Source organism: Candidatus Zymogenaceae bacterium (assembly GCA_016931225.1).
Lineage (GTDB): Bacteria > Desulfobacterota > Zymogenia > Zymogenales > Zymogenaceae > JAFGFE01.
The window spans coordinates 43,993-65,382 of record JAFGFE010000012.1; the positions used below are offsets into that span (position 1 = coordinate 43,993).

25 protein-coding genes are annotated in these 21,390 nt (G+C 57.6%); 17 read left to right on the forward strand and 8 right to left on the reverse strand.

All coding sequences use genetic code 11. From position 1 onward, the window contains the following. Window positions 1-183: 183 nt before the first annotated feature. Entirely contained in the window at window positions 184-843 is a 660-nt protein-coding gene (locus JW885_05230; protein MBN1881556.1) for an L-2-amino-thiazoline-4-carboxylic acid hydrolase, read from the forward strand. A gap of 276 nt (window positions 844-1,119) precedes the next feature. Here JW885_05230 and hisD read toward each other — a convergent pair whose 3' ends face one another. The 8 genes from hisD to JW885_05270 form a co-directional block, all read right to left on the reverse strand. Then, complete coding sequence (hisD, locus tag JW885_05235; protein ID MBN1881557.1) at window positions 1,120-2,424, reverse strand: histidinol dehydrogenase; 1,305 nt, start codon at window positions 2,422-2,424, stop codon at window positions 1,120-1,122. Continuing rightward, window positions 2,417-3,676 (reverse strand): UDP-N-acetylglucosamine 1-carboxyvinyltransferase, encoded by a 1,260-nt coding sequence (gene murA / locus JW885_05240; protein ID MBN1881558.1) that lies wholly within the window; start codon window positions 3,674-3,676, stop codon window positions 2,417-2,419. The genes hisD and murA overlap by 8 nt, the downstream gene beginning before the upstream one ends. 16 nt (window positions 3,677-3,692) lie before the next feature. Next, window positions 3,693-4,640, reverse strand: a complete 948-nt coding sequence (gene prmC, locus JW885_05245) for a peptide chain release factor N(5)-glutamine methyltransferase (protein MBN1881559.1) — start codon at window positions 4,638-4,640, stop codon at window positions 3,693-3,695. Further along, window positions 4,637-5,704, reverse strand: coding sequence for a peptide chain release factor 1 (prfA, locus tag JW885_05250; GenBank protein ID MBN1881560.1), 1,068 nt, complete (start codon window positions 5,702-5,704; stop codon window positions 4,637-4,639). Before prfA ends, prmC begins: the two co-directional genes overlap by 4 nt. Next, window positions 5,694-6,671 (reverse strand): DUF1385 domain-containing protein, encoded by a 978-nt coding sequence (locus JW885_05255; protein ID MBN1881561.1) that lies wholly within the window; start codon window positions 6,669-6,671, stop codon window positions 5,694-5,696. Before JW885_05255 ends, prfA begins: the two co-directional genes overlap by 11 nt. A 6-nt stretch (window positions 6,672-6,677) precedes the next feature. Then, window positions 6,678-6,896, reverse strand: a complete 219-nt coding sequence (gene rpmE, locus JW885_05260) for a 50S ribosomal protein L31 (GenBank protein ID MBN1881562.1) — start codon at window positions 6,894-6,896, stop codon at window positions 6,678-6,680. A gap of 100 nt (window positions 6,897-6,996) precedes the next feature. Beyond that, complete coding sequence (gene rho / locus JW885_05265) at window positions 6,997-8,346, reverse strand: transcription termination factor Rho (protein MBN1881563.1); 1,350 nt, start codon at window positions 8,344-8,346, stop codon at window positions 6,997-6,999. A gap of 336 nt (window positions 8,347-8,682) precedes the next feature. Then, window positions 8,683-9,117: a hypothetical protein gene (locus JW885_05270; protein ID MBN1881564.1), complete on the reverse strand. Its 435-nt coding sequence runs from the start codon at window positions 9,115-9,117 to the stop codon at window positions 8,683-8,685. Window positions 9,118-9,401: 284 nt separating this feature from the next. On the opposite strand from JW885_05270, the gene JW885_05275 reads away from it, so the two are divergent. From JW885_05275 to JW885_05350, 16 genes are all read left to right on the forward strand, one after another. Continuing rightward, window positions 9,402-10,010: a DUF177 domain-containing protein gene (locus tag JW885_05275; protein ID MBN1881565.1), complete on the forward strand. Its 609-nt coding sequence runs from the start codon at window positions 9,402-9,404 to the stop codon at window positions 10,008-10,010. A 14-nt stretch (window positions 10,011-10,024) separates the two neighbouring features. Further along, a complete protein-coding gene (rpmF, locus tag JW885_05280) occupies window positions 10,025-10,207 on the forward strand; it encodes a 50S ribosomal protein L32 (GenBank protein ID MBN1881566.1) in 183 nt (60 codons plus the stop codon). Beyond that, complete coding sequence (locus tag JW885_05285) at window positions 10,208-11,170, forward strand: nitronate monooxygenase (protein MBN1881567.1); 963 nt, start codon at window positions 10,208-10,210, stop codon at window positions 11,168-11,170. It abuts the gene before it with no gap. Window positions 11,171-11,234: 64 nt separating this feature from the next. Continuing rightward, a complete protein-coding gene (gene fabD / locus JW885_05290; GenBank protein ID MBN1881568.1) occupies window positions 11,235-12,143 on the forward strand; it encodes an ACP S-malonyltransferase in 909 nt (302 codons plus the stop codon). Between the two features lie 116 nt (window positions 12,144-12,259). Then, window positions 12,260-13,003: a 3-oxoacyl-[acyl-carrier-protein] reductase gene (fabG, locus tag JW885_05295; GenBank protein MBN1881569.1), complete on the forward strand. Its 744-nt coding sequence runs from the start codon at window positions 12,260-12,262 to the stop codon at window positions 13,001-13,003. A gap of 65 nt (window positions 13,004-13,068) precedes the next feature. Continuing rightward, entirely contained in the window at window positions 13,069-13,302 is a 234-nt protein-coding gene (gene acpP, locus JW885_05300) for an acyl carrier protein (protein ID MBN1881570.1), read from the forward strand. Window positions 13,303-13,313: 11 nt separating this feature from the next. After that, complete coding sequence (gene rpiB, locus JW885_05305; GenBank protein MBN1881571.1) at window positions 13,314-13,769, forward strand: ribose 5-phosphate isomerase B; 456 nt, start codon at window positions 13,314-13,316, stop codon at window positions 13,767-13,769. Beyond that, window positions 13,766-15,061 (forward strand): serine hydroxymethyltransferase, encoded by a 1,296-nt coding sequence (locus JW885_05310; GenBank protein ID MBN1881572.1) that lies wholly within the window; start codon window positions 13,766-13,768, stop codon window positions 15,059-15,061. Before rpiB ends, JW885_05310 begins: the two co-directional genes overlap by 4 nt. A 25-nt stretch (window positions 15,062-15,086) precedes the next feature. Next, a complete protein-coding gene (locus JW885_05315; GenBank protein MBN1881573.1) occupies window positions 15,087-15,518 on the forward strand; it encodes a cytidine/deoxycytidylate deaminase family protein in 432 nt (143 codons plus the stop codon). Beyond that, a complete protein-coding gene (gene nrdR / locus JW885_05320; GenBank protein MBN1881574.1) occupies window positions 15,515-15,979 on the forward strand; it encodes a transcriptional repressor NrdR in 465 nt (154 codons plus the stop codon). The genes JW885_05315 and nrdR overlap by 4 nt, the downstream gene beginning before the upstream one ends. A 7-nt stretch (window positions 15,980-15,986) precedes the next feature. After that, complete coding sequence (ribD, locus tag JW885_05325; GenBank protein MBN1881575.1) at window positions 15,987-17,096, forward strand: bifunctional diaminohydroxyphosphoribosylaminopyrimidine deaminase/5-amino-6-(5-phosphoribosylamino)uracil reductase RibD; 1,110 nt, start codon at window positions 15,987-15,989, stop codon at window positions 17,094-17,096. Between the two features lie 116 nt (window positions 17,097-17,212). Next, complete coding sequence (locus JW885_05330; GenBank protein MBN1881576.1) at window positions 17,213-17,860, forward strand: riboflavin synthase; 648 nt, start codon at window positions 17,213-17,215, stop codon at window positions 17,858-17,860. A gap of 35 nt (window positions 17,861-17,895) precedes the next feature. Then, window positions 17,896-19,101, forward strand: a complete 1,206-nt coding sequence (locus JW885_05335) for a bifunctional 3,4-dihydroxy-2-butanone-4-phosphate synthase/GTP cyclohydrolase II (GenBank protein ID MBN1881577.1) — start codon at window positions 17,896-17,898, stop codon at window positions 19,099-19,101. Window positions 19,102-19,110: 9 nt separating this feature from the next. Then, complete coding sequence (locus JW885_05340) at window positions 19,111-19,584, forward strand: 6,7-dimethyl-8-ribityllumazine synthase (protein ID MBN1881578.1); 474 nt, start codon at window positions 19,111-19,113, stop codon at window positions 19,582-19,584. A 228-nt stretch (window positions 19,585-19,812) separates the two neighbouring features. After that, window positions 19,813-20,385, forward strand: a complete 573-nt coding sequence (gene nusB, locus JW885_05345; protein MBN1881579.1) for a transcription antitermination factor NusB — start codon at window positions 19,813-19,815, stop codon at window positions 20,383-20,385. 148 nt (window positions 20,386-20,533) lie between these two features. Continuing rightward, on the forward strand, window positions 20,534-21,322 hold the full coding sequence (locus JW885_05350) for an alpha/beta hydrolase (protein MBN1881580.1): 789 nt from the start codon (window positions 20,534-20,536) through the stop codon (window positions 21,320-21,322). Window positions 21,323-21,390 lie beyond the last annotated feature (68 nt).

Here is a 21,390-nt window from a genome sequence, read left to right on the forward strand (position 1 = left end):
TATTTAAAGATATAAAGCGGGAGTAAAAAATATTCGCCCCGACATTTTATTTTCATTGCGTAGCAGAGAATTTATCCTTGACGGTGGAGCGTAACTCGTATAAAGTTAGGCACAACTAACTAAGTGGATAAGAGTATCTTTCTGATAGAGAGTGTTTTGCGAAATCCAGGAGGGAATTGGGACATGAAAGAAGTAAGAGATACGTTTTATTCCAAAAAGAAGATGCTGCGGCTTTTCAACAAGCAGGCTCGTCACTGGCGGAAGGTTCTGCAAGGCCGCTTTAGTGGGGGAGACGTCTCGGATATCATCGATCGCGCCGAGAGAGAGTTCCTCTCGATAGCGTCCCGGCTTCCTGATATCGGCGGCAAATCGAATTTTCTTACCTTTCACATTATCGAGTCCGCCGTGATATTGGCTTACTATAAGGCACTTAAAGCACGAAATATGAATGTGGAGGAGATCGGGGGCATCACCCATGATGTCATCAGGGAGCGCGTTCTTTCCTACCCGTCATTCATGCTCAGATTACGGGGCGCATACCTGATGTCCGGGTACTGCCAGAAACGGAGAAAACAGCAGGCGGAGAGATCACAACGGAAGACATACCCCGGAGACTGGGTCTATCGTTTCGTGGAGGGGGACGGGAAAACATTTCATTACGGGATAGATTACACGGAATGTGGGATATGCACGCTCTATGAGTCTGAAAACGCCCGGGAGTTTACCCCGTTTCTCTGTGACATCGACTATATAACCTTTGACGCGTTCGGGATAGGTTTGCATCGTGCAAAAACACTGGGAAAGGGCGATGATCTGTGCAATTTTCGCTTCATGATGAAATAGCCGGCACATGCGCGATGCTCGGGTGATAGGGTGATGTGAACACGGTTAAAACAGTCGAGGCGATGCGACGTCGTCCATCGGTGGCGGGGAAGGGGGGAGCGCCGCTTCGGACGTACCGGATGGATCGGGAACCGCAATATTGTATTAAATTGTAGTAAATACTCTCGGAGCTACGCAAAAAAGTTGTCTGAAAAGACGACACGGGTTTGGAAGGGAGAGGCGGTCAGCCTCTCTTTTTTTTATAAGGGTATGATATTGAAAAGGTGGACGGGGTGGCTATTCTGTGGAGTCTTTTTTGATGCGCAACTCGACCGCCCGGGCGTGGGCACTCAATCCCTCCAGCCGGGCGAAGTCCCGGGAAATCCTCCCAACGGCGTTGACGCCCTTCTCGCTCATTTCGATGACGCTCATGCGGGTGACGAAGTCATACACCCCCAAAGGCGAGGAAAATCGGGCGGTCCCCCCGGTGGGGAGCACGTGATTGGGTCCGGCGGCGTAGTCCCCCACCGTCTCCGGGGTGTGGTGCCCCAGAAAGATTGAGCCCGCCGCGGTGATGTGCTTGAGGAGATCGTCGGGATCTTCGACCATTAGCTCCAGGTGCTCCGGGGCGATGTCGTTGGAGACGGCCGCCGCCTCAATGAGGTCCCCGGCCACGATCAGCGCGCCGTAGGAGGCGAGGGATTGCCGGGCGATCTTTTCTCTCTCAAGCGCGGCAAGCTGGGACGAGAGTTCCTCGGCCACGCGGTGGGCGAAGGATTCGTCCGTTGTGATGAGGATCGCCGCCGCCAGGGGGTCGTGCTCCGCCTGGGAAAGGAGGTCCGCCGCCGCCCAGGCAGGGTTCCCGGTGCCGTCTGCGATGATGAGTATCTCCGACGGCCCCGCGATCATGTCGATGTTCACTATACCGAAGAGCTGTTTCTTCGCCGTGGCAACAAAGATGTTCCCCGGTCCCACGATGACGTCCGCCCGGGGGACGGGATCGACTCCGAAGGCCAGGGCCGCCACAGCCTGAGCGCCGCCGATTCTGAACATCCGGTCGACCCCCGCCTCCAGGGCGGCGGCCATGACCGCCGGGTTCAGCATGCCGTCGGGTGTGGGGTGGACGGCGACGATTTCCTCGACGCCGGCGATCCGGGCGGGGATGACGTTCATGAGCAGCGTGGAAGGGTAGGGCGCCCGGCCTCCGGGGACGTACACCCCCGCGCGCTTCACCGGGCGGACGATCTGCCCCAGACGATTGCCCAGAGCGTCTGTGTATTCGAATCCCTCAAACTTCTGCTTTTCGTGAAAGGACCGGATACGGTCCGCAGCGGCTGAGATGATGTCCCTCGCCTCTTTCGGGAGCGTATCGGCGGATTTTTTCATGTCGGCGGGAGCGATCTCCATCGTCTCTGGCGTCAGGAGAACGCCGTCGAATTGCTCGGTGTACCTGATGACCGCGCTAACGCCCGTGGTTCTGACGTCCTTGATGATGGTCGCCACGCCCGCCTCGATCTCCGGCGGGATCGTCTCCCCCCGGCGGACGATGGCGGCGATCTTCCGGGGAAAATCGGCGTCCGATGTCCTGATGATCTCAATCATCCTGTCTGGTCCGTTCGATGTCCGCGCCCATGGAAGAAAGCTTTTTTTCGATCCGCTCGTATCCCCTGTCGAGGTGATAAATCCGGTAGACCTCGGTGGTGTTTTCCGCGGCAAGCCCGGCGAGGATCAGGGCCGCGCTGTTTCTGAGGTCGGACGACATCACTTTCGCGCCCGAGAGCTTTTTCACGCCCCGGATGACCGCCGTGCGCCCGTCGATGGAGATGTCGGCCCCCAGTCGGACGAGCTCGGGAATATGGGCGAAACGCTGTTCAAAGATGTTTTCGGTGATGATGCTGGTGCCCGACGCCAGGGAGAGAAACGATGTAAACGGCGCCTGGAGATCCGTGGGAAAGCCGGGATAGGGGAGGGTCTGAAAATCCGTACTCTGGGGGCGCCTGGGTCCGGAAACCCTCATGCCCTCAGGCGACTCCTTGAGCTTCACCCCGCACTCCTTCAATTTTTCCTCCACCGCCGTCAGGATGCCGAAGGGGTAGTTATAAATCTGCGCGTCCCCGCCGGTGATCGCCGCGGCGAGGAGAAAGGTGCCCGCCTCGATGCGGTCCGGGATAATGGTGTGATCGATGGGTGAGAGGGATTCGACACCCTGGATGTGAATGGTCTCATCGCCGGCGCCCTCTATGACCGCCCCCATGTTGGAGAGCGCTCGAGCCAGGTCGATGATCTCCGGCTCCCGGGCGGCGTTTTCGATCACCGTCTCGCCCTTCGCGGCGGCGGCGGCCATCATGACGTTTTCGGTGGCCCCCACCGTGGGGAAGTCGAAGACGACGCGGTTTCCCCTGAGGCGTTTCGCCTCGGCGATGACGATGCCGTGTTCCTCGGTAATGGAGACCCCCAGGGCGGTGAAGCCCTTCAGGTGCTGATCCACCGGCCTGACGCCCAGCATGCACCCGCCGGGAAGCGAGACCCGCGCCTGCCGAAACCGGGCGATAAGGGCACCCATGACCAGAAACGACGCCCGCATCTTTCTGACCAGCTCCCAGGACGCCTCGTGGCTCGTGATGGGCCCGCTGTCCACCGCCAGAGCGTCTGCATCCTCGCGTACATCCGCCCCCAGCGCCTCAAGCAGGCTTTTTGTGGTGTGAATATCCATCAGGTCCGGGACCGACCGATAAAGAGATGTCCCCGGCGCCATGATCGAGGAGATAATGACCGGTAAAGCGGCGTTTTTCGAGCCGCTGATGGTGACGCTGCCCGTAAGGGGCGTTCCCCCGCGGATAACCATTTTTTCCAGCATACGGTGTCCCTTTCTATACCCGCCGCGCTACCACAACCCTGGGGTGACCGGCGTAATCCTGTGTTACGTGGCTTACCTCCATGTGTTCGACCTCATCACAGAGTCGAATCACCGCTTCCTTTTGTGCGGCGCCGATTTCAATGATGAGACACCCGTTTTCACGCAAATGTTCCGGCGCGCCGGCGACCAGAGGCGCGATAACGCCAAGCCCGTCGGGGCCGCCGGCCAGGGCGACGCGAGGCTCGTTCTTGACCTCCGGGGGGAGCAGCTCCATTTCGGTATCGGTCAGATAGGGCGGATTGGAGACGATCAGATCGAATGTGTGTCCCGCGACGGGCTCGTACAGGTCTCCCCGCCTGAGCGTCACCCGTCTGAAGACGTCATGCAATTCACAGTTCTTCCTCGTCACCTTCAGCGCATCCTCCGATACGTCGGTTGCGATGATATCACCGGCATCGAGGGATGAGGCGAGGGTGACGGCCACGGCCCCGGACCCGGTCCCGATTTCAAGAATGGAGGGTTCTGTAAGGTTCTTCATGCGAATATCCATGAGTGATTCGCTTACGAGAAACTCCGTTTCGGGGCGGGGAATGAGCACCGATTCGTTCACGATGAAGTTGAGCGAGTGAAACTCTTTGATCCCCGTAATGTAGGCGGCCGGGACGCCCGATCCGCGACGGAGGATCGGGGTGACGATGGTTTTATATTCTTTTCCGGTCAGGGGACGATCATGGTTGAGGTAGAGATCGAGGCGTCGGTATCCCAGGACATGGGCGATAAGGATTTCCGCATCAAGACGCGGCGACGGGACATTGCAGGAGTGGAGGTGCTGAGTCGCCCGGATGATCGCCTCTTTGAGGGTTTTGGGCAATCGCCGGGCGTCGGGAGTGTCGTCGCCGTGTGCTTCCATCGATTCGGCGGCGATATCCGGTTTCTCGGCCGGGAAAGGGGGTGTTGTCATGATGCCTGGCTCTTGAGGGCCTCCGCCTGATAATAGGTGGTCAGGGCGTCGATGAGTTCATCGATGTAACCGAGGAGTATCGAATCGAGCTTGTGCATGGTCAGGCCGATCCGGTGATCCGTTACCCGTCCCTGGGGGTAATTATATGTCCTGATTCTTTCAGACCGGTCCCCCGTCCCGACCTGACTTTTTCTCGCCTCGGATATTTCGTTCTGCTGTTTCTGGGTTTCAAGGTCGAGGAGCCTCGCCTTGAGGACCCGGAGCGCCTTCGTCTTGTTTTTGTGCTGGGACTTTTCATCCTGGCAGGTGACCACCAGTCCCGTAGGGATGTGCGTAATGCGCACGGCGCTGTCCGTGGTGTTGACCGATTGGCCGCCGTGACCGGTGGACCGGTAGGTGTCGATGCGTAAATCGTTGGAATCGATATCCACCTCGATATCGTCGGCTTCGGGAAGAATCGCCACGGTGACGGTGGAGGTGTGAATGCGCCCCTGGGCCTCGGTTTCCGGCACCCGCTGAACCCGATGTACGCCGCTCTCGTATTTCAGGCGGCTGTAGGCACCGTTCCCTTGGATGGATGCGATAACCTCCTTGAATCCCCCCACGCCGGTGCTGTTTTCGCTGATGATCTCCACCTTCCACCTGTTGTTCTCGGCGTAGCGGCTGTACATGCGGAAGAGGTCGGCGGCGAACAGGGCCGCCTCGTCGCCCCCCGCGCCGCCCCGGATTTCCAGGAATATATTCTTGGTGTCGTTGGGGTCCGTGGGGAGTAAAAGGAGCTTGAGTTTTTGCTCGCTCGCATCCTTTTCCGATTCAAGGCGTATAAGCTCCTCCTTGGCCATGGCAACGATGTCGTCGTCGTCATCGGAAAAGAGGGTTTTATTGTCATCGATCTGGCGCGTGATATCCCGATAGCGTCGAAATTCCTCCACGATCGGCTCCAGGTCGGCGTGTTCCTTGGTGAGTGATACGTACCGTTCCTGATCGGAAATGGTATCGGGATCGGATATCAGCCGTACCACTTCCTCGTAGCGATGTTCGATATCGTCAAGTTTACTGAACATGATCCGTGCCGTCCGTGCATGATGGGGCCGCCCCGGTGCCGTTTTGTCGTTCTTCCATCAAAAGAGCCGTGCTCAGGGCCGCCAGGGCCACCTCCAGCTGATCGTCGGAGGGCTCCCGGGTGGTGATGCGCTGGAGCCAGACTCCGGGAAGGGACATGGCCTGAAGCAGCCGGTTGTCCCTTTTCTCACCGGCCAGGCGGATCATCTCGTATGAGATGCCGGCGATGGGTATGAGGAGCGGGATCTTGATGAGCACATAAATCAGGTTCTTGACGAGCTTGGAGAGATTCTGAAGCTCGGGCATCAGGGGAAAGATCACGGCGAACATCACGATGCTGACCAGGAGCACAATCAGGATGAAAGACGTGCCGCAGCGGGGATGTTTCGTGGTATATTTTCTTGCGTTGTCCACGGTCAGCTCTTCTCCCGCCTCGTAGGCGAAGATGGATTTGTGCTCGGCGCCGTGGTACATGAATACCCTTCGAATATCCGGCATCAGGGAGATGACCATCAAGTAGATGACGAATATCATAACCTTGATGACGCCGTCTATCAGGTGAAACCAGAAGCTCTCGATGCCGATTTCCAGGGGTATGATTCGATCCATGTACGCGGTTGCGAGATGGGGAAGCACCACGAACAGAAACACGCCGAAGGCTAAAGAAAAGACGATGGTCAGCGCCATCATCCACGGTGATATGTCCCCATCGCCGTCCTCTTCCTCTGCGGCCTCGTTGGCGGAGTACGTCAGGGCCGTCATGCCGTGTACCAGGGATTCAAAGAGAATCACCACACCGCGAAACAGCGGTTTTTTGAGTACCGGGAAGGTCTCGGCGATGGAATTGACCGGATCTTCCTTGACCTTGATGCTTCCGTCGGACTTGCGCACCGCAACCGTCAGACTCTTCGGGGCGCGCATCATCACGCCCTCGATCACCGCCTGACCGCCCACTCTGATTTTATCCATAGGTGGTTACTGCTTTTTCTGGGTCTGTACGTTTGCGTATTTCTTTCGGAATTTTTCAACGCGTCCCGCCGTGTCGACCATCTTCTGCTTTCCGGTGAAGAAGGGGTGGCACTGGGAGCAGATTTCCACATGGATCTTCGGCTTGGTGGACCTGGTCTTGATCTCGCTGCCGCAGGCACACGTGATGACCGCGTCGGTATATTCGGGATGGATGTCCTTTTTCATGGTCTGTTCGCTCCGTTGGATTGAGTTTGCCGTTGTATCGCCTACGAAAAACCCCCTGTTTTCATCGGGGGCGTAACGCAGTTATCTCTATATTATAACTCTATTGATTCATATTTGCCAGAAAATCCGCATTAGATTCCGCGCCCTGGATTTTATCGAGGATAAACTCCATGGAGTCGATGGGGCTCAGCGGAGACAGGAGCTTTCTGAGTATCCACATGCGGTTGAGGGTCGCCTGGTCCATCAGGAGTTCCTCTTTCCTGGTGCCGGATCGGTTGATATCCATGGCCGGGAAGACCCGCTTGTCGGCGAGCTTTCTGTCGAGGTGGATTTCCATGTTGCCGGTACCCTTGAATTCCTCGAAGATGACCTCGTCCATGCGGCTGCCGGTGTCGATGAGAGCGGTTGCCATGATGGTCAGGCTTCCGCCGAACTCGATGTTCCGGGCTGCGCCGAAGAACCGCTTGGGTTTGTGCAGGGCGTTGGAATCGACGCCGCCGGAGAGGATCTTGCCGCTGGGGGGCACCACGGTGTTGTACGCCCTGGCGAGCCGGGTGATGGAATCCAGGAGGATCACCACATCCCGCTTATACTCCACCAGGCGTTTGGCCTTTTCGATGACCATCTCGGCCACCTGGACGTGCCGGGACGCCGGTTCGTCGAACGTGGAGCTGACCACCTCACCCTTGACGGATCGCTCCATGTCTGTGACCTCTTCCGGGCGCTCATCGATGAGGAGCACGATGAGGATGATGTCCGGATGGTTCGTGGTGATGGAGTTCGCCATCTCCTGAAGCAGCATGGTTTTCCCGGTCCGGGGCGGGGAGACGATCAGGCCCCGCTGTCCCTTGCCGATCGGGGTGAAGATATCCATGATGCGCGTCGAGTACCGGTTCTTTTCGTATTCCAGGTTGATTCGCTCTTCCGGGTAAAGGGGAGTGAGGTTGTCGAACATAATCCTGTCCCGGGAGTGATCCGGGGATTCAGCATTGACCTGTTCCACCTTTAAGAGGGCGAAGTAACGTTCAGATTCCTTGGGAGACCTGATCTGTCCCGAGATGGTATCGCCGGTGCGCAGGGAGAAGCGGCGAATCTGCGACGGCGATACGTAGATGTCGTCCGGGCCGGGCAGATAGTTATAGTCCGGCGCCCGGAGAAATCCGAAACCGTCCGGGAGGGTCTCCAGGACGCCCTCGGCATACACCACGCCGTTCTGCTCCGAGTGAGCCTGCAGGAGGCTGAAGATCAGTTCCTGGCGGGTCATACCGCTGGCGCCCTCGATCTCCAGCTCCTTGGCCATTGTGTGCAGGCCGCTGATGTCCTTTTTCTTCAGGTCGACCAGATTTATGATGTCGCTCTGTTCAGTTTCTACAGTAGTGGTGTCGGTTCCGTCCATGAAAAACCTTCTCGATTTGTGTTGGTACGCCGAGGCGCCGCGCGTGCGGTACATCGGAATCAGGGTGTTCCGTCGGCGTGTATTTTAATCTCGATCCGTGGATGGGGATTTCGGATTCGGCGCCGACATGGCAATTTATATGTTATTTAGTATAATGGCACACAAGGTATAAGTAGGAATGATGTTGCAGGTCCTTTTAACGTAACGTGGGTGAGAGTATAGGATTTATCGGGAGTTTTATCGTTATATACACACAACTATATGAAAACTGAAAAGCATACTGGGTACGGGCGGCTGTTCCGAAACCGCTTTTGAGGTGTGTTCCTCAAGAGGTGTATGCACTATAATGTATTTTCCGTATCCTGTCAAGCATTTTTCATCATCGTCGAATTACATTTCATTGGCGGGGGGGGTGGCATCGTCGTCGGCGTCCTCTTCAGGTAACGTTGTCGGCTCGATGGTCACCTCCCAGCACCCGCTGCCCCACTTTGAATAGATGGTTATATAATATATTCCCGGTCCGGCGAGGGTGAGCAGGTCCCCGTCCGCCAGGGGCTGGTCGATCAAAAGTTCCTCCGGCTCGTCTCCATACCCCTTGACCCGGAAATCGACGATGCCCTGGGGCCAGTCGAAATCGAGGGCGACGGCTTCGGTATCTACGAACACTTCGAACGTCGCGGAGGCGCCGCCGCCCCACAGATAGCCGGAGTGACCGCATCCGTTTTCCTGAGAGAGAGCGGGCATTCCTGCGAGGGAGAGCACAAGCGCACAGAACAGGATCGCCAGGGCCTGTCCGACAGGGTCGCCGAAACGGTATCGATTCATTTTCGCCTCAAAAAAAGGATACAACGGATGTGAAATAATGCTTGATTCAACCAAATAATTATGAGAAAATTATTCATTTAAGTCAAGGAGTTTCCGCACTTTTCCTCATGCAATTTTCTTGACATCGAAAAGGGCATTGGGTATAAACGAATCAAGACAGACACCGGGATCGGGGACATGTCTGATTTCACGGGGGGGGGCGGATATGAGGGGAAGGATAAACGCAGCGTGTATTGTGACGCAGGTGCGGTATTACATTAAACCGCGCGGGATGTGGGGTCGGAATGGATTCGCTCAGGATACATATATCTGAAATCCCGGTAGAACCCGACGGAGGTTATTCCGTCGCCTTTCCCGGGGAGGGGAGGTTTGCCGAGTGGCGGGAGAATTTTACTCCCCTCGCGGTTCACACGGTGATTCCCGGAACGGACTGGCAGGCGAAGACGCTCTCGGATATTGTTGAATCGGGGCTTTCGTTTCCCCACGGTTTTGAGGGTGCGATCACCCTCGTTACATCGGGGAATGATATATTCGTATCGGGCAGGATTCAGCTTTTGGTGGTTCGCGAATGCGGCCGATGTCTCGAAAGTTTTGAGGCGATATTGGACGTTCCGTTTTCATATATCATCACCAGGATGAATGTTCAAGAAAGGGAGCATGAGCTCTCCGTCGATGAACTGGAGCAGTCGTTTCTCCACGGGGATGAGGTGGATATCGCACAGATCATCGAGGAACAGGTGGCGCTGGCGCTCCCGATGCGTCCTCTCTGCAGCGAATTATGCAGTGGGCTCTGCCCGCAATGCGGCGGTAATCTCAATAAGAAACAATGTGATTGTGATCAGGACGTCGTTGACGTTCGGTTTGAGAAATTGAAGGATTTTCAGGTTAAATAAACAGGTTTTTTGTTATGGCGGTTCCGAAACGTAAACATTCCAGATCCCGAAAGGGGAAGCGGCGGTCTCACCAGGGACTTGTCACACCCCCTCGGTCGATTTGTCCCCAGTGTACCGAAGTGAAGATGCCTCATGTGGTGTGCCCCCATTGCGGCTATTACAAGGGCCGGGAGGTCGTTCAGATCGAGGAAGTGTAGTTGATCGAATCGAGATTATGCACGCTTCTTGATATATCCCACCCGATTTTTCAGGGTGGCATGGCCTGGGTGTCCCGAGCGGAGCTGGCCGCAGCGGTAAGCGAGGCCGGAGCCCTGGGAATAATCGGCGCGGGATTGATGACCCCCGATGAGCTTCAGGCTGAAATCAGGCGCACGAAGTCTCTTACCGCAAGCCCCTTCGGTGTTAATGTTATCCTCGTCGCTCCCCATGTCATGGAATTGATCGATGTGGTTCTCGATGAGGGGGTGCATGTACTTACCACCGGTGCGGGGAATCCCGGAACAATACTCGGTCGAATCGCGGGGCTTCCCCCAGGGAAGCAGCCGATCGTGATACCGGTGGCGGCGTCGGTTCCGCTGGCGGTGCGGTCTGAAAGGATGGGGGCGAAGGCCGTCATCGTCGAAGGATACGAAGCCGGCGGCCACATCGGTGAGTTGACCACCATGACCCTGACCGCGATGACGACCAAGAAGGTCTCCATCCCGGTCGTCGCCGCGGGCGGCATCGCGGACGGCAGGACTATGGCGGCGGCTTTTGCCCTGGGCGCCGAGGGGGTGCAGATGGGCACCGCCTTTCTGACCGCGAATGAATGCCCGATCTGTGCGGCCTGGAAGGAGAGGGTGCTGAATGCAGGGGATCGGGACACGGTGGTCACCGGGCGATCCACCGGCCATCCGGTGAGAATGCTCAAGAATCGGCTCTCCCGCACGATCCTGGATATGGAAAAGCAGGGGGCGTTGCCGGAAGAAATATTTTCTCTGGGGGAGGGTCGGCTCAGGGCCGCCGTGGACGGAGATGTGGCGATGGGCTCCATCATGAGCGGACAGATCGCCGGACTCCTCGAATCACCCCGCTCGGCGCGGGAGATTGTCGAGGATACCGTTCGAGAAGCAGCCGAAACGGTAGAGCATCTTTGTGGGATAGTTTCACATCCGAGATAAGCCTGGAGGTGTCGTGACGCGCATCGCATATCTTTTCCCCGGCCAGGGTTCTCAGTATGTCGGCATGGGAAAGGACATTCATGATAATTTCCAGTCCGCGCGGCTGATATTCGAGGAGGCCTCGGATATCCTGTCGATGGATGTCAAAAAGCTCGCCTTCCACGGTCCGGAATCGGAGCTGAATAAGACGGAACAGACACAGCCGGTACTGCTGACGGTATCAGCAAGCATCTACGCGGTGCTCGAAGATACCGGTTTTCTTTCATCCCACGAGCCGGCCGCCGCGGCGGGACACAGCCTGGGCGAATACGCGGCCCTCAAGGCGGCGGAATCATTCTCCCTGGCACAGACCGTCTCCCTGGTCAGGACCCGGGGGGCCCTGATGCAGCGTGCGGTGCCCGAGGGAGTCGGCGCGATGGCGGCGGTCCTGGGCGTGGATCGGGAGACAATAGACGCCGTCACGAGTGATGTCTCCCGGGATGATTCAATAGTTGTCGGCGCCAATTACAACAGCCCGGGACAGATCGTCATCTCCGGGCATAAAGACGCCGTCGAACGGGCGGGGGCGATGCTGGAAGAGGCGGGGGCGAAAAAGGTCATCATCCTGGCGGTCAGCGTGCCGTCTCATTCCCCGCTCATGGCCGAGGCCTCACAAAATCTGGATGCAGAGATACAGGCCCTCGGCCCCGAATCGCCGAAGGCCCCGAAGTTCCCGGTGATTTCCAATGTGACGGCGGACGACCACCCGGACGACACGGGCGGGATCAGAAAGCTCCTCACAGACCAGCTTATCAGGCCGGTGCTCTGGGAGGACTCCATCCGGCGTCTTATCGACAGAGAGATCACCACCTTTGTGGAGGTGGGTCCCAAAAACGTCCTGACCGGGCTGATACGGCGTATCGACCGGAAGGTATCGTGTGAGGCCGTCGGAGATATGGAGACGCTCAAGGCACTGGAGAAAAAGTTCGGATAGAAAGCAACGGGCGGCGGCGAACGGGATCCGGACATGCACCGCGGGCTTGTATGGATTGACAGAAGGGCGGTCGTGTAGAGATCGCATTTCACATCATCACCGAAGAGGGAGAGACGATGTCCCTTTCTGGCAGAGTTGCACTGGTGACCGGGGCGTCCCGGGGAATCGGCCGGGCGGTGGCCCAGGCGCTGGCCGAAGAGGGGGTCGAAGTATATATAAATTATCGATCCCAGACGGATGCGGCCGAAGAGACCAAAAAAGATATCGAGGCGAGGGGCGGCACGGCGAAACTCGCCCCCTTCGATGTGTCGAATCCGGATGAGGTGAAGGACGGCGTCAAGGCGCTCCTGGATCAATCCGGCCGCCTGGATATCCTGATCAACAACGCGGGCATCACGAAGGACAACCTCGTCCCCCTCATGAAGCAGTCCCAGTGGGATGAGGTCATTCAGACCAATCTGACAGGAACATTCCTGTTGACAAAAGCCGCGGTGCGGCCTATGATGAAGGCCCGTTTCGGCAGGATCGTCAATATGACATCGGTCGCGGGGCAGTACGGCAATCCCGGTCAGTCCAATTACTCCGCGGCGAAGGCCGGTATTATCGGATTTACCCGATCGGTTGCCCGCGAGTTGGCGGATCGCAATATCACCGCCAACGCGGTCTCTCCCGGATTGATCGATACGGATATGTCCGAGGGCATTTCTCTGGACATACGAAACGGTATTATTCAGAGGATTCCCCTGGGAAGGATCGGCGCGCCGGGGGAAGTCGCCGACGCCGTGCTTTTTCTTGTGTCGGACCATGCGCGCTACATCACCGGTCAGGTGATCGGCGTCAATGGTGGGCTTTACATGTAACGGAAACAGTTAATGAGTAACTGATTCAATGATAAAACAGAATATTTATTCAGGAGGTTAGTAACATGGCTTCTGTTGAGGAAAGAGTCAAGGAAATCATCGCTGAGCAGCTGGGACTGGAAAAAGATGATATTCAACTGGACGCATCCTTTATCGATGATCTGGGTGCGGACTCGCTGGATATTGTCGAGATGATTATGACCATCGAGGATGAATATGATGTGGAGATCTCCGACGATGACGCGGAAAAGATTTCCACCGTCCAGGATGCCATTAACTATATCAAGGAAAAGATGTAATCGGTATGTCTCTGAAGGTGGCCATTGGATCGGATCACGGAGGCCTGGACCTTAAAGTCTGTTTGGTTGACGTACTCAAAAAGGCCGGAGTGGACGTAACAGACGTGGGGGTCTCCCAGCCCGGCTCGGTGGACTATCCCGATATCGCCCTGAAGGTGACGGATCTGGTGTGTGCCGGAACGGTCGATTTTGGTGTGTTGTTGTGCGGGACCGGCATCGGCATGAGCATAGCGGCCAACAAGGTGCCCGGAATACGGGCGGCGCTGGCGTGGGATATCTTCACCGCCAGGATGAGCCGCTGGCATAATGACGCGAATGTACTCACCATAGGGGCGCGGGTGACCGGCCCGGAGTTGGCGCGAGAGATTCTCATGACGTTCCTGGAAGAGCCATTCGATGGGGGGAGACATCAGCGGCGCGTTGATAAAATAGGCGAAATAGAAAAAAGAGGAGTAGGAAAAGGGTGAGTTTGTTTGAAACAGACAGAGAGATATTTGACGCTATACATGACGAAACGGATCGTCAGGAATCCCAGATAATACTGATTGCCTCGGAAAATTACGTCAGCGAGGCCGTGCTGGAGGCGTCCGGTTCGGTCATGACAAACAAATATGCCGAGGGGTACCCGGGAAAGCGATATTACGAGGGGTGTGAAAACGTCGATCGCGCCGAGACCCTGGCCATCGATCGGGCAAAGAAGCTCTTCAATGCGGACTTTGCGAACGTCCAGCCTCATTCGGGCGCCCAGGCCAATATGGCGGTGATGCTCTCGGTACTGGATCACGGCGATACGGTGCTGAGCATGGAGCTGTCCCACGGGGGACATCTCAGCCACGGGAGCCCGGTGAATTTTTCCGGGAAGTATTTCAATATCGTTTCCTACGGCGTCGATGAAAAGACGGAATGCATCGATTACGACGAAGTATCGCGACTGGCCAGGGAGCACCGGCCGAAAATGATCATCACCGGGGCAAGTTCTTATCCCCGGCATATCGATTTTGACCGTTTCGGCGAGATCGGTGCGGACGTGGACGCCGTCGTCATGGCGGATATCGCTCATATCGGCGGGCTGGTGGTAGCAAAACTTCACTGCGATCCGATACCATCCTGCCAGGTGACCACCTGCACCACCCACAAGACCCTGCGGGGACCCAGGGGAGGGCTCATCCTCAGCGGGGAGGAGTTCGCCAAGACCATCAACTCCCGGGTATTCCCCGGCACCCAGGGAGGTCCCCTGATGAATACCATCGCTGCGAAGGCGGTGGCGTTCAAAGAGGCGATGACGGACGATTTCAAAGAGTACCAGAGACAGATCGTTGCCAACGCCGCTACGATGGCGGATGTGCTGCTCTCACGGGGCTTTCGGCTCGTCGGCGGCGGTACCGACAATCATCTTTTCCTGGTGGATGTCGGGATCGCAGGCCTCACCGGGGCCGATGCGGCCCAGGCGCTGTATCGCGCCGGTATCTGTGCGAACAAGAACGGCATCCCGTTCGACGCCCGCCCGCCCCGCGTCACCAGCGGGGTTCGTTTCGGCACCCCGGCGATCACCACACGGGGACTGAAAGAGGGTGACGCGGCGGTGGTTGCGAACCTGATCGCCGATATCCTCGATGACATCGGCAATGAGGACAAGATCGTAAAAACCAGGCAATACGTGCGGGAATTCCTGGAGGATTTTCCTCTCTATCGTCACCGTATCGATACAGAACGGGTTTCGTTTGAAGAAGGCGATTATTCCAAACGACAGGGCGTCTGAACGTCCCGGCTGGGACGAATACTTCATGGACATTACGGACCTGGTGGCCCAGCGCTCCACGTGCCTGCGCAGGCAGGTTGGGGCGGTGCTGGTGAAAGACAGAAACATCCTCTCCACCGGATACAACGGCGCACCCCGGGGGCTTGCTCACTGCATTGAGGTGGGGTGCCTGAGGGAACAGCAGAACGTCCCCTCGGGTGAAAAACATGAACTCTGTCGCGGCCTGCACGCGGAACAAAACGCCATCATTCAGGCCGCCTATCACGGCGTTTCCATCCGGGGCGCCACCCTCTACTGTACCACGCTCCCCTGCATTATCTGTACGAAAATGCTCATCAACGCCGGCATACAGAAGATTGTATATCGGGAAGGATACGCAGATCCGCTTTCCCGCTCGATGCTCGATGAGGCGGGAATTGACACGAAACAGATCGACCGAGGAGATAAAAACCGGTGAAGTGTCCCTTTTGTGCGTTTATAGATAATAAGGTCATCGATTCCCGCCTGACGAAGGACGGCGATGTCATCCGCAGGCGGCGGGAGTGTCTGGACTGCGGACGGCGTTTCACCACCTATGAGCGGGTGGAGGAAATGCTGCCGCTGGTAGTCAAAAAGGACGGGAGGCGGGAGGCCTTTGACCGCAACAAGATTCTCATCGGCATCAAAAAGGCTTGCGAAAAGCGCCCCATCAGCATTACCGTCATCGAAAAGACCGTGGATTCCATCGAGGCGAGCTTCACCGACGTGGGAGAGCGGGAGGTCGACTGCTCCATGGTCGGCGAAAAGGTGATGGAGCACCTCAAGGATCTGGACGAGGTTGCATACGTCAGGTTCGCCTCGGTGTACCGGTCGTTTAAGGACATCAACGAGTTTATGGCGGAGCTCAAGGAGCTTCTGGACGATAAGGACAGGATGTGACAGTCGAATGAATCTTCGGTTCATGAGACGGGCCCTGACGCTGGCGCGGCGGTTTGAGGGCCGAACGAGCCCCAATCCCCCGGTTGGGGCTGTCGTCGTTTCTGAGGGAAACGTCGTGGGGGAGGGGTTTCACCGGGGACCGGGAACACCCCACGCGGAGGTGGTGGCCATTGCCGACGCCGGGGAGAGGGCCCGCGGGGCGGATATCTACGTCACCCTGGAGCCCTGCTGCCACCACGGGCGCACCCCCCCCTGTACCGATGCAATCATTAATGCGGGCATCGGACGCGTCTTCTTTGGGATGTGTGATCCGAATCCCTGCGTCCCGGGTGACGGGGCGGGTGTATTGTCCCGGGTGGGCATCGAGGTTGTCTGTGATGTGATGGGAGATGAAATCACCCGGTTCTACGAGGCGTATCGCCGTTTCGTGGTCTCCGGCCTTCCCTTCGTCACCCTCAAGGCCGCCATGACTTTAGACGGCAGACTGGCCGCCGCCGGCGGAGATTCCAAGTGGATTACCTCCATCGACGCCAGGCGGTACGCTCACCGCCTTAGGGCCGTGTCCGACGGAATACTGGTGGGCGTGGGCACCGTTCTGGCCGACGACCCGGAGCTGACCGTTCGCCTGGTTCGAGGAACAGATCCTGTGAGGGTGATTATCGATCCAGACGCCCGGACCCCGATTACCGCCCGAGTTCTGGCGGGAGGGGGGGCGGCCGCTATCATCGCCGTGGACGAGACCGGGAATGCCGAGATGCAGTCGAGGATGAGGGCGCTGGAGGCCGCCGGGGCGGAGGTGATCGGGCTCCCCAGGGACGCCGGCGACCTGATGGACCTTTCGTACCTCCTTTTACTCCTCGGCAAGCGGGGTATGATGCGTCTTCTCGTCGAGGGTGGCGCAAACGTGTTTACTTACTTTTTGAAACATGCTATATTTGATAAAATAATGTTCATGTACGCCCCCAAGATTCTTACCGGGGACGATACCCTGGGCCTCACGGTCGGGCCGGGTCCCCGGCGTATCGCGGACGCAATAAAGCTGGGGGGGCTGACCGTTCGCCGGGCGGGGCCGGATATTATCGTGGAGGCGTATCCCTCCGTACGTGACGGAGGATAAGCAATTTCAAGGGTATGCTCATCGTCTCATTATGATGATGTCCGGGAGTGCGGATAGGGGGCGTCGTTGCCTGTGTGTATGAAGCCCGTGCCGGCCGAGGAAGAGAGGTCCTTTCGATGTTTACCGGTATCATCGAGGATGTGGGAACAATCCGGAACATACGTTTTGCCGGAAATATCTCCATCCTGGCCATCGAGACGAGCATGGATCTTGCGGATACCCGTATCGGGGACTCCATCAGCGTGGACGGCGTCTGCCTGACGGCGGTGGAAGTAGGGTCCGGCTCTTTCAGTGTCGAGGCGTCGCCGGAGACGCTTTCCCGTTGTACCCTGGACAACGCGAACCGGGGGAGGCGCGTCAACCTTGAGCGCGCCCTCAGGGTGGGGGATCGACTGGGCGGTCACTTCGTGGCGGGCCATGTGGACGGCGTGGGAAAGGTTGCAACGGTGGAGAGAAGTCCGGACAGCCTCATTATCGGCGTTACGGCTCCTGTGGGAGTCCGGCGATATATCGTCGATAAGGGGTCGGTGGCCGTCGACGGCGTCAGCCTGACGATCAATTCGTTGTCCGATGACGTATTTACCGTTAATATCATCCGGCACACCGCTCAGGAGACGATCCTGGACGGCAGAAAGCCGGGGGACCGGGTGAATTTGGAAGCGGACCTGATCGGCAAATATGTCGAGCGGTTTCTGCTTCAGAATCGAGAGTCGCCTTCCGGGGGGGTAACCCTTGAGAAGCTTGCGGAAGAGGGATATGTATAGATAGTTGAACGATCTTTCCGAGGAGTGCATTGAATATGGCTGTTTCATCAATACCGGAAGTTCTTGAAGACATAAAAGCGGGGAAGATGATCATCCTGGTGGATGATGAGGATCGTGAAAACGAGGGCGATCTGTGCTTGGCCGCCGAGAAGTCGACGCCGGAATCCATCAATTTTATGGCCAGGTACGGTCGCGGCCTGATCTGTCTCTCTCTGACCGAGAAGAAGGCCCGTTCCCTGAACCTGCCCTTGATGGTTCAGGAAAACCGTTCCCGGTTCGGCACCGCCTTCACCGTTTCCATAGAGGCACGGAAGGGCGTTACCACCGGCATCTCCGCCTATGACCGGCACACCACCGTACAGGCCGCCGTGGCCGACGACGCCGTTCCGGACGACCTGGTGAAGCCGGGACACATCTTTCCCCTGATCGCCAAGAACGGGGGGGTGCTGGTCCGGACGGGACAGACCGAGGGGTCGGTGGATTTGGCGAGGTTGGCGGGATTGAGACCCGCGGGTGTCATCTGTGAGGTCATGAAGGACGACGGCACCATGGCCCGGATGCCGGACCTGGAAATTTTCGCCGAGGAGCATAATCTCAAGATCGCCACCATCAGGGATCTCATCGAGTACCGAATGAAGACAGAGTCGCTGGTGCACCGCGTGGCTGAGACCATCATCCCGACCAAGCTGGGGGGGGAATTTCATGCCATCGGCTACGAGAACGACGTGGACACGTTCGAACACCTCGCCCTCGTGATGGGAGAGATCGGCCCCGATGACGAGGTGCTGGTGCGGGTGCACAGTGCTTGCCTCACCGGTGATGTTCTTGGCTCGCTCAGGTGTGACTGCGGAGACCAGCTCCAGACCGCCCTCAGGATGATCAGCGAGGAGGGAAAGGGCGCGCTGGTGTACATGAACCAGGAGGGAAGGGGCATCGGTCTGTTGAACAAGATCAAGGCGTATCAGCTCCAGGACGAGGGATACGATACCGTGGAGGCCAACGAAAAGCTCGGGTTCGATGCGGACCTTCGGGACTACGGCATCGGCGCCCAGATACTGGTGGATCTGGGAATCAAGAAGATCAGGTTGCTCACCAACAACCCGAAGAAGATCGTGGGGCTTGACGGGTACGGCCTGGAGGTGGTCGGCGTCGTGCCCATAGAGATGGAACCGAACCAGTTCAACAGGCCCTATATGACGACGAAAAAGGAAAAAATGGGCCACATTCTCAACAAGGTGTAGGAGCGATATATGCCGAAACATATCGAGGGCTCATTGACGGCGAAGGGTTTGACGTTCGCCATCGTGCTGTCCCGTTTTAATAATTTCATCGGGGAGCGGCTCCTGGACGGGGCTGTGGACGCCATCGTCCGCCACGGCGGCGCGGACGACGCCATCCATGTGTATCGGGTACCCGGTGCGTTCGAAATTCCCCAAATCGCCCGGCGTCTGGCCACCTCCAAGAAACACAGCGCAGTCATTTGCCTCGGGGCGGTTATCAGAGGAGCTACTCCGCACTTCGAGTACATCGCATCCGAATCCGCAAAGGGGGTGGCGAAGATATCCCTCGAAAGCGATATCCCCATCAGCTACGGTATCATCACCACCGATACCATCGAACAGGCCATAGAGCGCGCCGGATCGAAATCGGGCAATAAGGGATACGACGCCGCCGTCACCGCCATCGAGATGGCGAACCTGGTCGGACAGATCGACAAGGGGTGACAGGTCGACAGGGTCGACAGCCATTATAGCGGTGGAGTGAAACAATCGGGGCGTCGGTGGATGAGGGCGGACGAGGGAGACCATCGGAGTGGCGGTGATGGAAGGTTCACTGTCCCGCCTCATGCAATTCGGGCTACCGCTATCCTATATGTTACATTCTGCCGCCTCGAACCACCACTATCTCGGCCGCTGGCACTGCCAGTCGGCCCGACACATGGAATAGATATCGTGGGAAAGAGAAGACGGGCCAGGGAACTCGCCCTTCAGTTTTTATATCAGTGCGACATGAATCCACCGCCCTCGTCCGAAAGCGGGGAGGGCGGATCGGTTGCCGTATACGACGGATCCGATGCACCCCGGATGCAGGACGCGGAGGCGGTCGACACGGATGGGCGTGCGTCGGTATCCCGCGATCGTATCGAAGAGGCCATAACTAATTTCTGGCATTTTTTCAAGACCGACTCCGATGCAAGGAGTTTTTTTACCGTCCTGGTCGTCGGAACATGTAAGCACCTGGATGAAATAGATCGTATCATCAACGATGTATCCAGAAACTGGAAGCTGGATCGAATGGCGGTCGTCGATCGAAACATCATTCGATGTGCCGTGTTCGAGCTCCTCTATCTTGCAGACATCCCTCCCAACGTCACCATCAACGAGGCCGTTGAGATCGCCAAGCGCTACGGCACCGAAGACAGCCCCGGCTTTATAAACGGCATACTTGACCGCATCGCGGAAGAAATTACTGATAAAAATTCTCAAACAGGTCCCGTGCATGAGACGGAGAAGCCCTCTCTCTGATGTATAGAGTGCATGTGGAATCGTCATACGCCGAGGGATACGTATGTGAGGCGGGCGATATTGTCTTCGATCTCGAACGCCGGGTACGGCTCCGGTGTCCGTCGGTGTTTTTTTATTGGTATTCGTTTTGAGTATGTCGGGAGGCCGCATGAAGAAAATGATTCCGAAGAAGGAAGCGCATGATATCCCGATTCTCTTTGTTCATGGGGCCTGGCATGGGGCCTGGTGCTGGGAAAACTTCATGAATTTTCTGTCCGAGAAGGGTTTTGCCTGCCATGCCGTGGATCTTCCCGCTCACGGGGAGCGCCGGGGGGACGGGGAGAACATCAGCCGCCAAACCTTCATGGAATACGTGCGGGAGGTCGGGAGGGTCGCGGGAGATATCGGCAATCCGATCGTCATCGGTCACAGCCTGGGGGGATATGTGGTGATGAAATACCTGGAAGAGGCAACACCACCGGCGGCCGTCCTTGTGGCGCCCCTCCCGTTTCGGCATTTTCCCCGCACGACCTTTCTGAAAATGGCCCTGCACTATCCGTCCCTGGCGGTTCGGTTTGGCGTTCTGCTGCCGTTGCCGGTGCGGGATGAAAAGATGTACCGGCGTCTGTTTCTCCATAACGCCCCGGACGAGGTATGTCGGAGGGGGTCCGAATCCGCGGTGCCGGAGTCGTCCGTGGCGCTTTTGACGCCGGTTGTCCCCCTGACGAGGCTTAAGCCCCATCGCGTCTCGACTCCGGTGTTGGTGACGGCGGCCGAGCACGATTACTTCTTTCCCATCAGGACGCAGGAGCGAACCGCACGGGCGTATCGGGGCGATTATCGAATGTATCGGGGCATGGGGCACAACCTCATGACCGAAAACGGCTGGGAACGCGTGGCCGACGACATCCACGACTGGCTGGTCGAACGGATCGGCACGGGCCGACAGCCGAGATAGTGGTGGGTCGAAGCGGCAGGTGCGCAGGCGTGCCTGTATTTATTGATTTTATTACGGCCGCCCCGGTG

Excerpts from the sequence above, each read along its gene's own strand:
- hisD (MBN1881557.1), bottom strand. The coding sequence starts at position 2,424 with ATGATTGAGATCATCAGGACATCGGACGCCGATTTTCCCCGGAAGATC.
- rpmE (MBN1881562.1), bottom strand. The coding sequence starts at position 6,896 with ATGAAAAAGGACATCCATCCCGAATATACCGACGCGGTCATCACGTGT.
- JW885_05275 (MBN1881565.1), top strand. The coding sequence starts at position 9,402 with ATGGATTCGCTCAGGATACATATATCTGAAATCCCGGTAGAACCCGAC.
- rpmF (MBN1881566.1), top strand. The coding sequence starts at position 10,025 with ATGGCGGTTCCGAAACGTAAACATTCCAGATCCCGAAAGGGGAAGCGG.
- rho (MBN1881563.1), bottom strand. The coding sequence starts at position 8,346 with ATGTACCGCACGCGCGGCGCCTCGGCGTACCAACACAAATCGAGAAGG.
- ribD (MBN1881575.1), top strand. The coding sequence starts at position 15,987 with ATGAATCTTCGGTTCATGAGACGGGCCCTGACGCTGGCGCGGCGGTTT.
- JW885_05335 (MBN1881577.1), top strand. The coding sequence starts at position 17,896 with ATGGCTGTTTCATCAATACCGGAAGTTCTTGAAGACATAAAAGCGGGG.
- JW885_05350 (MBN1881580.1), top strand. The coding sequence starts at position 20,534 with ATGAAGAAAATGATTCCGAAGAAGGAAGCGCATGATATCCCGATTCTC.
- prmC (MBN1881559.1), bottom strand. The coding sequence starts at position 4,640 with ATGACAACACCCCCTTTCCCGGCCGAGAAACCGGATATCGCCGCCGAA.
- JW885_05255 (MBN1881561.1), bottom strand. The coding sequence starts at position 6,671 with ATGGATAAAATCAGAGTGGGCGGTCAGGCGGTGATCGAGGGCGTGATG.
- prfA (MBN1881560.1), bottom strand. The coding sequence starts at position 5,704 with ATGTTCAGTAAACTTGACGATATCGAACATCGCTACGAGGAAGTGGTA.
- fabD (MBN1881568.1), top strand. The coding sequence starts at position 11,235 with ATGGGAAAGGACATTCATGATAATTTCCAGTCCGCGCGGCTGATATTC.
- JW885_05340 (MBN1881578.1), top strand. The coding sequence starts at position 19,111 with ATGCCGAAACATATCGAGGGCTCATTGACGGCGAAGGGTTTGACGTTC.
- fabG (MBN1881569.1), top strand. The coding sequence starts at position 12,260 with ATGTCCCTTTCTGGCAGAGTTGCACTGGTGACCGGGGCGTCCCGGGGA.
- JW885_05230 (MBN1881556.1), top strand. The coding sequence starts at position 184 with ATGAAAGAAGTAAGAGATACGTTTTATTCCAAAAAGAAGATGCTGCGG.
- JW885_05270 (MBN1881564.1), bottom strand. The coding sequence starts at position 9,117 with ATGAATCGATACCGTTTCGGCGACCCTGTCGGACAGGCCCTGGCGATC.
- JW885_05330 (MBN1881576.1), top strand. The coding sequence starts at position 17,213 with ATGTTTACCGGTATCATCGAGGATGTGGGAACAATCCGGAACATACGT.
- JW885_05315 (MBN1881573.1), top strand. The coding sequence starts at position 15,087 with ATGGACATTACGGACCTGGTGGCCCAGCGCTCCACGTGCCTGCGCAGG.
- acpP (MBN1881570.1), top strand. The coding sequence starts at position 13,069 with ATGGCTTCTGTTGAGGAAAGAGTCAAGGAAATCATCGCTGAGCAGCTG.